The sequence below is a fragment of the Streptomyces sp. CO7 genome (assembly GCF_053474865.1).
Genome location: NZ_JBRIOU010000002.1, coordinates 269,769 through 279,186, shown reverse-complemented (window position 1 = coordinate 279,186; position 9,418 = coordinate 269,769). Strand labels below are relative to the sequence as shown.

Below are 9,418 nucleotides of genomic sequence, written 5' to 3'. Positions count from 1 at the left end.
GTCCACGACGGCGGACGCCGCGGCACCCGGTGCGGCGGCGGACGGCGGGGCGGCGGCGGACGGCGGGGCGACGGCCGGCGCGGGACCTGACGAGCCGGGTTCCGCTTCCCACTCCCACGCCGCCCCGGCCGACGACGACACCGCCGCCCTCGTCGTGCGGGACGTGGGACGCCGGTTCGGGTCCGCGGCCGGTGAACGGCACGCCCTCGCGGAGGTGTCGCTGACCGTGCCCGCGGGCGAGGTGACCGCCCTGGTGGGACGTTCCGGCTCCGGCAAGACCACCCTCGCGCGGATCGCCATCGGTCTGGAGTCCTTCGACGACGGCGCCGTCCGCACCGGCCCGGTCGACCTCCCCCGAGGTCGGCGGCCCTCCACCGCGGACCGTCGCCGGATCGCCGCGCACGCGCAGATCGTCTTCCAGGACCCGTACGCCTCGCTGAGCCCGCTGCGCACCGTCGGCGCCACCCTCCGCGAGGCCCTGGACGCCGCCCGGCGCGGCGGGCGCGGCGGCACGGACACCGTCGAGTCGCTGCTGGGCAGGGTCGGCCTGCCCGAGCGGTACGCCGCACGGCGCCCCGCGGCCCTCTCCGGCGGCGAGCGTCAGCGGGTCGCGGTGGCGAGGGCGCTGGCCGCCCGGCCCCGGCTGCTGATCTGCGACGAGTCCGTCGCCGCGCTCGACGTCTCGGTGCAGGCGCAACTGCTCAACCTGCTCGGCGAGTTGCGCCGCGACCAGGGTTTCGCGGTGCTGTTCATCACGCACGACCTCGCCGTGGTGCGGCAGATCGCCGACCACGTGGCGGTGCTGCACGACGGCCGCCTCGTCGAAGCCGGTCCGGCCGCACGGGTGTTGGACGCGCCCGGGCATCCCGAGACCCGTCGGCTGCTCGCCGCCGTCCCCGCCCCACGGTAGAGTTCGGCACCTCGCACGACACCCTGCTCCACGCCCCTGACCTGCGACGACCGAGGAGGACGACGGTGACCGGCACGACCACCCCGGCCGCGGTCCCGCACCAGGCCGAGGCCCGGACCGCCTCCGGTGCGCCGGCCGCGTCCGGCACCCGCGCCTCGCTCGCGGGGAACGTCAACCGGCGCCGTCTGGCACGGGGGTTGAGCCTGCGCGAGCTGTCGGCGGCGACCGGGGTCAGCAAGGCGCTGCTGTCGCAGATCGAGCGCGCCGAGGCCAACCCCACCGTCGACGTGCTGGTCCGGATCGCCGAGGCGCTGGAGACCACCTGCGACGAGCTGCTGCGCCGCCCGCTGCTGCACCCGGAGATCGTGCGCGCCGCCGATCTGCCCGAGCCGCCCGGTGAGACCGCCGTCAACCTGCTCTTCGCCGGGCACGAACCGGGCCGCGTGGAGCTGTACCGCACCAGCCTGCACCCGCACGCGCAGAGCCAGTTGAGCTCCCACGGGGCGGGGTCGGTGGAGTACGTGGTGGTCCTCTCCGGCGAGGTCACCCTGACCGTGGACGGGCGCCCGTACCGCCTCGCCACCGGCGACAGCGCCCGCTTCTCCGGCCTGAGCAGCCACTTCTACAGCACCGACGCTGCTCCCGCGGTCACCCTCACCATGGTCGGCCACCCGCGCCACTGATCAGCCCGGACCCGTTCGGGCCATCGGGGCGACGCGCGACTCACCCGCCCGGCCGCCCGGCGGCACCATCCGTTCCACCCGTGCCGCCCCTCGCCCGTCGTGCGTTCCGGCCCGCGACCTCACGTCGGCCACGACTCCACCAGGGGGTACCGCTCACGAGACACGGATCACTCCGGGGCCCGCCGCCCGCCCATCGCCCCTCGACCTGTGCTACGGTCGCAGAAGTTGCAGTTTTGGTTCCCAGAGGCTTCGAGTGCTCTTCCGACCCTTTCGTCGACGAGCACTCTTTTTGTTTTCGACAGTCTCACCGCTTGCCGGACATCTCCGGACGGGAAATCATCGCAGCGACTCCGGTTCCACACGGTGTGGATCCGGGCACTGCCCCAGAAGGAGATTCAATATGGCATCTGGCACCGTGAAGTGGTTCAACTCGGAAAAGGGTTTTGGCTTCATCGAGCAGGACGGCGGCGGCCCCGACGTCTTCGCCCACTACTCGAACATCGCCACCTCCGGCTTCCGTGAGCTTCAGGAGGGCCAGAAGGTGAACTTCGACGTCACGCAGGGCCAGAAGGGCCCGCAGGCCGAGAACATCGTTCCTGCCTGACGCCGACACGTACGACGGACTGGGGCCCGCACACTTTGGGGTGCGGGCCCCAGTCCGGTGCTTTTTGGCCACACCGGGCGGCCAGGCGTCACGCCGCCGCCCACCCCGCACGGACGCTCATGTGGTGGAGATTCACCTCCCGTCCACCGTCCGGCTCATTCTTCCGGCGCAGTCGCCCGCCCTTTTTCCGGCCGGCCCCCGTTGCGCCCGTTCACCGGCTCAGTATTGCGAATACCCGCATGGCGTTCATCCGCCCGGGGGAATTCCTCGATACGTGTGCCGCATCGAGGAAGGTTCCGCATGAACCGCACCACACGCTCCAACGGCTCGCGTCCCGACCGCCGCACCGCGGCCGGTTTCGGCGGCTCCGGCGGCTCCGCCCGCGGTGCCGGCCGTTTCCGTTCGCAGGGCTCCGGCTCCGGCGGCAGCCGTCAGGGCGCCCCGTCCCGCAAGGGCGGCGCCCGTCGCCCCTCCTCGCCGGCCCGTTCCGCCGAGTTCGCGCCGCCCGCCACCATCACGCCGGCGCTGCCGGCCGTGGAGGCGTTCGCCGAGCTGGACCTGCCGGCGGCGCTGCTGTCCGCGCTGACCGCGCAGGGCGTCACCGCCCCGTTCCCGATCCAGGCGGCCACGCTGCCGAACTCGCTGGCCGGGCGTGACGTCCTGGGCCGTGGCCGCACCGGCTCCGGCAAGACGCTGGCCTTCGGCCTGGCCCTGCTGGCCCGCCTCGCGGGGCAGCGCGCCGAGTCCAAGCAGCCGCTGGGCCTGGTCCTGGTGCCCACCCGTGAGCTGGCCCAGCAGGTCACCGACGCGCTCACCCCGTACGCCCACGCCCTGCGCATGCGGCTCACCACGGTGGTCGGCGGCATGTCGATCGGCCGTCAGGCCAGCGCGCTGCGCGGCGGCGCGGAGGTCGTGGTGGCCACCCCGGGCCGTCTGAAGGACCTCATCGACCGCGGCGACGTCCGGCTGGACCGGGTCTCCATCACGGTCCTCGACGAGGCCGACCAGATGACCGACATGGGCTTCATGCCGCAGGTCACCGCGCTGCTGGACCAGGTGCGCCCGGACGGACAGCGGATGCTGTTCTCCGCCACCCTGGACCGCAACGTGGACCTGCTGGTGCGCCGCTACCTGCACGACCCGGTGGTCCACTCGGTGGACCCGTCGGCGGGCGCGGTCACCACGATGGAGCACCACGTGCTGCACGTCTTCGACGCCGACAAGCACGCCACGACCACGGAGATCGCCGCCCGCGACGGTCGCGTGATCATGTTCCTGGACACCAAGCACGCGGTGGACCGGCTCACCAAGCACCTGCTGTCGGTGGGTGTGCGGGCCTCGGCGCTGCACGGCGGCAAGTCGCAGCCGCAGCGGACGCGGACGCTGGCCCAGTTCAAGGACGGCCTGGTGAACGTGCTGGTCGCCACGAACGTGGCGGCGCGCGGCATCCACGTCGACAACCTGGACCTGGTCGTGAACGTGGACCCGCCGGCGGACCACAAGGACTACCTGCACCGCGGCGGCCGCACCGCCCGTGCGGGCGAGTCCGGCACGGTCGTGACGCTGGTGCTGCCGAACCAGCGCCGTGAGATGGACCGGCTGATGGCGGACGCCGGGATCACCCCCCGGATCGCCAAGGTCCGCTCGGGCGAGGCGGAGCTGACCCGGATCACCGGCGCCCAGGCGCCGTCCGGCGTCCCGGTCGTCATCCAGGCGCCGGCCGCCGCGGCCCCGGCCTCGCGGTCCGCGGCCTCCCGCCGCGGCCGCCGCAGCCGCCCCTCGCAGGCGCGCCGCCGCACCACCGGCGGCAGCACCACCCGCTGACCCGTCCCGCTCCACACCGCCCGCCCGCGCACCTGTGCGCCGGCGGGCGGCGCCATGTCCGGCCCGGGAGCGGTACGGGACGCCCTGCCCCCGGGACGAGGGCGAACCCCCGGCCGGCGGGCGGCTCGGGGGCTCGGGGAGTGGCCTTCAGTCGGACGAGGGGTCGTCGGGGGCGTCGTCCCGGCGCTCCTCCTCGGGGGGTGACGTCCTTCTCCCCCGTGACCTGCTCGAGCGGGCTCTCGCCGGTGTCGCCGTCGGCGTCGTGGCCCTTCGGGTCGGGCATGACGGGATCCTCCTCCGTGTCGGGGCCGGGCTGTCCCCTCGCGAGTCACCCCCTTCGCGCCGCCCGAACCCTCACGCCGCCGGCCTGGCCCCGCCGTCGTCCCCGGTCCCGCCCGCCCGGTGCGTCCCCGTCCCGGTGCCGCGGCCGCGGCCGCGGGTGAGGACCAGGGCGAGCGCGATCATGCCGAGGCCCAGGATCAGGTGGAGCCAGTTGTCGGCGGTGTTCAGCGGCACGAAGTTGGCGTCGCTGTGCCGGTCGATCACCAGGCCGTAGATCCACAGCGCCAGGTAGACCAGGCCGCCGCCGATCAGGTAGGCGCGCGCGGCCGACGCGGTCCTGGCCAGGGCCAGGCCGAGGATGCCGAGGAGCAGGTGGAGGAGGTTGTGCAGGACGGAGACCTGGAAGAGGCCCAGCAGCTTGGCCCCCGACTCGTGCGAGGCGAACTCCATGTCGCCGTAGTGGGTGGTGATCCCGGGGATGAACCCGAGGAGACCCACCAGTACGAAGACCAGGCCCACCGCCTGGGCGGCCCGCTGCACCGGTGCGCGGGCTCCGGCCGGGCGCGCTTCGTTCGTGGTCATCGTCGTGCCACCTCCTGACGGCGGCGCCGGCCTTCGGCTGCCGCCTTGTGCACGGCCGGTGCCCACGCGGGACCGGGCTACGCCGACTCTCACCCGCACGGCCCAGCACCCGGGTGGGAGGGCGCCCGATCGGGCGGACCGGGAGTTTTCCGGCCGGCCGGGAGGGCACTCGCCCGCCATGTCCCGCGATACGTCCCCTCTCGCCGACCGCACCGCCGCACTGCTGCTCAAGGGGTACGACTGGCTGCCCGGCCTGGTCCGCCGGCACGGCGCCCCGCTGCGCACCCGGCTGGCCGGACGCACCGCCGTGGCGCTGCGCGGCCCGGAGGCCGTCCGGTTCGTCTACGACGAGCGCCACGTGGTGCGCGGCCCCGCGATGCCGGAGCCGGTGCTGAGCACGCTCTTCGGCAAGGGCGCCGTGCACACCCTGGACGGCGAGGCACACCGGGTGCGCAAGGCGATGTTCCTGTCCCTGCTGGCCGACCCGGCGCAGGTGGCCGACCTCACCGAGCGGGTCGCCGACGCCTGGGAGGAGGCGGTGCCCGACTGGGCGGGCCGCGAGGAGGTCGTGCTGTTCGACGAGGGGGCCGTGGTGCTGACCCGGGGCGTGTGCCGCTGGGCGGGGGTTCCGCTGGACGAGGCGGACGCCCGTCCGCTCGCCCGGGACCTGGTGGCCATGGTGGACGGCTTCGCCACCGCGGGACCCCGGCACTGGCGGGCCCGGCGGGCCCGCGCCCGGCGCGAGTTCTGGGCCGCCGGCGTCGTCGAGGAGGTCCGCGACGACGCGCTGGCCCCGCCGGAGGGCTCGGCGCTCGACGTGATCGCCCGCCACCGTGACGCGGACGGCCTGCTGCTGGAGCCGCGGGTGGCCGGCGTCGAACTGCTGAACGTGCTGCGCCCGACGGTCGCGGTGACCTGGTTCCTGTCCTTCGCCGGCCACCTGCTGCACCACCGGCCCGACGTGCGGGACCGGCTGTGGGCGGACGACGCCGCCTACCTGGCCGCCTTCGTCCACGAGCTGCGGCGCTTCTACCCGTTCGCCCCGTTCGTCGGCGGACGCGCCCCGGCGGACGTCTCCTTCCAGGGCGAGCCGATCCCCGAGGGCGCCATGGTGCTCATCGACCTGTTCGGCCAGAACCACGACGAGGAGCTGTGGGGCGACCCGTTCGTCTTCCGGCCGGAGCGCTTCCTCCAGCGGCCGGTGGAGCGTGACGAGCTGGTCCCGCAGGGCGGCGGCGACCCGGCGACCGGCCACCGGTGCCCCGGCGAGGCGGTCACCATCGCGCTGCTGGAGGCGCTGGCCCTGCGGCTGGCCCGGCTGGACCACGAGGTGCCCGACCAGGACATGCGGATCTCCCTGCACCGGGTGCCCGCCCGCCCGCGCAGCGGCCTGCGCATCACCGTGACGGGAAAGTGACGCACGTGCCGAAGCCGCGGCGGTACGCGGTCGCCGCGTCCGGCCGGTGGACCGACGAGGAGGACGGGCGCCGGCTTCCGGCGGGCGAGGTGCACGCCTGGGAGCCGGGGACCAACCAGACCGTCTGCGGGCTCTCCCTCAGCCGCTCGGAGCTGACCCGCTTCGCCGGCGTCGGGTGGCAGGACGCCTTCCCCGAGTCCGGCGGCGACGCGGACCGGGTCCGGCGGGTGTGCCCCCGGTGCGCCTCGGTCGCCGGACGGCGCGGTCCCGACGCGCGTCCCCGCTGGCAGCGCACCAGGCCACGACCGTGACAACGCACACATCTCCGCCCACACTTGCCCCGGTCCGCCACCCCGGGGGATGGTGGGAGGACCAATGTCTTCAGAAGGGCGGTCGGCGCGCAGCACCATCTGTGGCGCCCGTGATCCGTGGACTCTTCGCACTCACTCCACGACAACCCCTCGGCCGCCGCGACCGACCGGGGCGTATTCGCCCCCTTCCCCGTCCTCACCGCGGACCCGATGGGGGTGCTGACCGCGCTCAACGCGGCCGCGGCGGACCTCTTCCCGCGTGCGGCGGCGGGCGTGCCGATGCGTGACGCCGCTCCCTCCTGGCTGGTCAAGGCGCACGAGCGCGCCTGCCGGACCACGGCCGCGTCCGACGACACCCGGGCCGCGGCCTGCGGGCCGGTGGACGACCGCTGGTTCCGGGGCCTTGCGGTCTTCGCCGACGACGGCGGCGTCGCCTGGTGGCTCGCCGACGAGACCGCCCGCCACCGCGCCGAGCGCCGGCTGGCGGAGGAGCGCCGGGTCGCCAACGTGCTCAACGAGGTCTCCGGGGCTCTGCTCGCGACGCTCAATCCCGAGCGCTGCATGGAGCTGACCGCGCGGCTGGCGGCCGAGCACCTGGCCGACGCGGCGGTGGTGGTCTCGCCCGTGCTCGGTCGCGGGCTGCCGGTCGCCACCTGCGGCCCGGACGGCGTCACGACGCACGAGGTGCTGCGCGCGGACCCCGAGGCGGTGCCGGACCTTGACGAGGCGCTGCGGGGCCGTCTGCCCTCCCCCGCCACGATCGCGCTGGACCCGTCGGTGCTGCCGGACTGGGCGGTGCCCGGCGCGATGGCCGGGCCGGTGACCCGCGCCTCGCTGACGCCGCTGCCCGGGCAGGGGGTGCCCGCCGGGGCCCTGCTGCTGCTCGACACGGGGGCCTCCGACGGCGCGGACGACGCCCGCCCCGGGCCCGACTTCGCGCGGCTCTTCGCCGCCCGGGCCGGGGCGGCGCTGTCCGCGGCCCGGCTGCACGCGGAGCAGGCGGCGATCACCGCCACCCTGATGCGCAACCTCCTGCCGCCCGACCTGTCCACCGTGCACGGCGTGGAGTACGCGGGCATCTACCAGCCGTCCCGGGCCAGCGAGCGGGTGGGCGGCGACTTCTACGACGTCCATCCCGGCCCCGCGCCGCGGGACGAGACGCTCGTGGTGCTGGGCGACGTGTGCGGCAAGGGCCTGGAGGCCGCCGTGCTGACCGGCAAGATACGCAACACCCTGCAGGCGCTGCTGCCGCTGTCCGGCGACCACCAGCGGCTGCTGGGCCTGCTCAACGACGCGCTGCTGGCGCCGGCCAACCCGCGCTTCGCCACCCTGGCGCTCGCCTCGGTGGTGCGGGACGGCCCGCTGGTGCGGCTCCGGGTCACCAGCGCCGGGCACATGCCGCCGGTGGTGGTCCGCCGCTCCGGCGAGGTGGAGGAGGTCCCCACCCGGGGCACCCTGGTCGGCGCGTTCCACAGCATCAGCTCCACCACCGCCGAGGTCGTGCTGCGGCCGGGCGAGACGTGCGTGCTGTTCACCGACGGGATCACGGAGGCACGCGGCGGGCCGCTGGGCGACGACATGTTCGGGCAGGAACGGCTGCTGGCCGCGCTCCGGCGGTGCGCCGGCATGCCGGTCGACGCCCTGGTGGATCATGTACACATGCTGGCCGCCGACTGGCTCGGCGGCGGTGATCACGACGACATCGCGGTGGTGGCCGTCGGGGCCCCGTACCGCGGAGACTTCTGAGGGAAGGCCCGACGGCATGACGGCACAGGACGGCACGGACGGCGGAACGGGCGGCGGCAGCCCCTGGGAGAGGGTGCCCGCGAAGGTCCACGAGGACCTGTGGGAGGCCCTGCGCCAGGGCGACGAGTACACGGCGTCCGGCGTGGTGCTGGACGCCGTCGACGCGGGCGTGGGCGTGGAGGACGTGCTGCTGGGGCTGATAGCCCCGGTCCAGGAGCGGATCGGCGCGGAATGGGCCGCCAACCGGATCACCGTGGCGCAGGAGCACACCGCCACCGCCGTCAACGAGCGGGTGATGGCGGCTCTCGCCCACCACCCGGCGTACCGGCCGCCGCCCCCGCACCGCGGGCGGATCACGGTGGCCTGCGTGGACGGCGAGTGGCACTCCCTGCCGGCCCGGCTGGTCGCGGAGGTGCTGCGGCGGCGCGGCTGGGACGTCGGCTTCCTCGGGGCGCACGTGCCGACGCCGCACCTGGTCGCCGACCTGCACGCCTCGGCGCCGCGGGCGGTCGCGTTGTCCTGCTCGATGCCGCGTCACCTGCCCACCGCGCACCGGGTGGTGGCGGCCTGTCAGGCCGCCGGGTTCCCCGTCCTCGCGGGCGGGCGGGCCTTCGGACCGGACGGGCGGCACGCGCGGACACTGGGCGCCGACGGGTGGGCGCCGAACGCGCAGGGCGCCGCCGAGGTGCTGGAGTCGGGGCTGGCCGGGAGCCTGCCGCGGCCGGCGCACCGGCCGGTCGACGACCTGCCGCACCTGGCGGACCAGGAGTACACGACGGTGACCCGGGCGAGGCAGCGGCTGGTGAAGGAGACGCTGGCGGCGCTGGAGGACCGGTTCCCGCCGATGCGGGCGTACAGCGACGTGCAGCGGGACCGGACGGCGGAGGACGTGGCGCACGTCGTCGACCACCTCGCGGCGGCCGTGTACGTGGACGACGACGTGCTGTTCTCCGGGTTCGTCTCCTGGACGGCGGACGTCCTGACCGCGCGCGGCGTGCCGGCGGTGAGCCTGGACCCCACCCTGGACCTCCTCGCCGCGGGCCTGCCCGACGCCACCCC

General features: G+C 75.1%; 9 protein-coding genes. 8 read left to right on the top strand and 1 reads right to left on the bottom strand.

Features of this window, described 5'->3' with window-relative positions:
• The 4 genes from ACOV8S_RS03175 to ACOV8S_RS03160 form a co-directional block, all read left to right on the top strand.
• On the top strand, positions 1-910 hold a 910-nt coding region (locus ACOV8S_RS03175), incomplete at its 5' end, for an ABC transporter ATP-binding protein (RefSeq protein ID WP_448315984.1).
• A 65-nt stretch (positions 911-975) separates the two neighbouring features.
• Positions 976-1,593: a helix-turn-helix domain-containing protein gene (locus tag ACOV8S_RS03170; protein ID WP_448315983.1), complete on the top strand. Its 618-nt coding sequence runs from the start codon at positions 976-978 to the stop codon at positions 1,591-1,593.
• A gap of 400 nt (positions 1,594-1,993) precedes the next feature.
• The gene (locus ACOV8S_RS03165; RefSeq protein WP_108952184.1) at positions 1,994-2,197 is read left to right on the top strand and encodes a cold-shock protein; all 204 of its coding nucleotides are present in this window, start codon (positions 1,994-1,996) and stop codon (positions 2,195-2,197) included.
• 300 nt (positions 2,198-2,497) lie between these two features.
• Positions 2,498-4,021, top strand: a complete 1,524-nt coding sequence (locus ACOV8S_RS03160) for a DEAD/DEAH box helicase (protein WP_448315982.1) — start codon at positions 2,498-2,500, stop codon at positions 4,019-4,021.
• 354 nt (positions 4,022-4,375) lie between these two features.
• Here the strand turns inward: ACOV8S_RS03160 and ACOV8S_RS03155 are convergent, their stop codons facing one another.
• Positions 4,376-4,885, bottom strand: a complete 510-nt coding sequence (locus ACOV8S_RS03155) for a DUF4383 domain-containing protein (RefSeq protein ID WP_448315981.1) — start codon at positions 4,883-4,885, stop codon at positions 4,376-4,378.
• Positions 4,886-5,063: 178 nt separating this feature from the next.
• Between ACOV8S_RS03155 and ACOV8S_RS03150 the strand changes: the two genes are divergently transcribed.
• The 4 genes from ACOV8S_RS03150 to ACOV8S_RS03135 form a co-directional block, all read left to right on the top strand.
• Complete coding sequence (locus ACOV8S_RS03150; protein ID WP_448315980.1) at positions 5,064-6,302, top strand: cytochrome P450; 1,239 nt, start codon at positions 5,064-5,066, stop codon at positions 6,300-6,302.
• Positions 6,303-6,307: 5 nt separating this feature from the next.
• On the top strand, positions 6,308-6,613 hold the full coding sequence (locus ACOV8S_RS03145; RefSeq protein ID WP_448315979.1) for a hypothetical protein: 306 nt from the start codon (positions 6,308-6,310) through the stop codon (positions 6,611-6,613).
• Positions 6,614-6,730: 117 nt separating this feature from the next.
• The gene (locus ACOV8S_RS03140; RefSeq protein ID WP_448315978.1) at positions 6,731-8,359 is read left to right on the top strand and encodes a PP2C family protein-serine/threonine phosphatase; all 1,629 of its coding nucleotides are present in this window, start codon (positions 6,731-6,733) and stop codon (positions 8,357-8,359) included.
• 16 nt (positions 8,360-8,375) lie between these two features.
• On the top strand, positions 8,376-9,418 hold a 1,043-nt coding region (locus ACOV8S_RS03135; RefSeq protein ID WP_448315977.1), incomplete at its 3' end, for a cobalamin B12-binding domain-containing protein.

What these genes read in the sequence shown, in the direction of transcription:
- ACOV8S_RS03160 (WP_448315982.1), top strand. Translation starts at nt 2,498, where the DNA reads ATGAACCGCACCACACGCTCCAACGGCTCGCGTCCCGACCGCCGCACC.
- ACOV8S_RS03155 (WP_448315981.1), bottom strand. Translation starts at nt 4,885, where the DNA reads ATGACCACGAACGAAGCGCGCCCGGCCGGAGCCCGCGCACCGGTGCAG.
- ACOV8S_RS03165 (WP_108952184.1), top strand. Translation starts at nt 1,994, where the DNA reads ATGGCATCTGGCACCGTGAAGTGGTTCAACTCGGAAAAGGGTTTTGGC.
- ACOV8S_RS03150 (WP_448315980.1), top strand. Translation starts at nt 5,064, where the DNA reads ATGTCCCGCGATACGTCCCCTCTCGCCGACCGCACCGCCGCACTGCTG.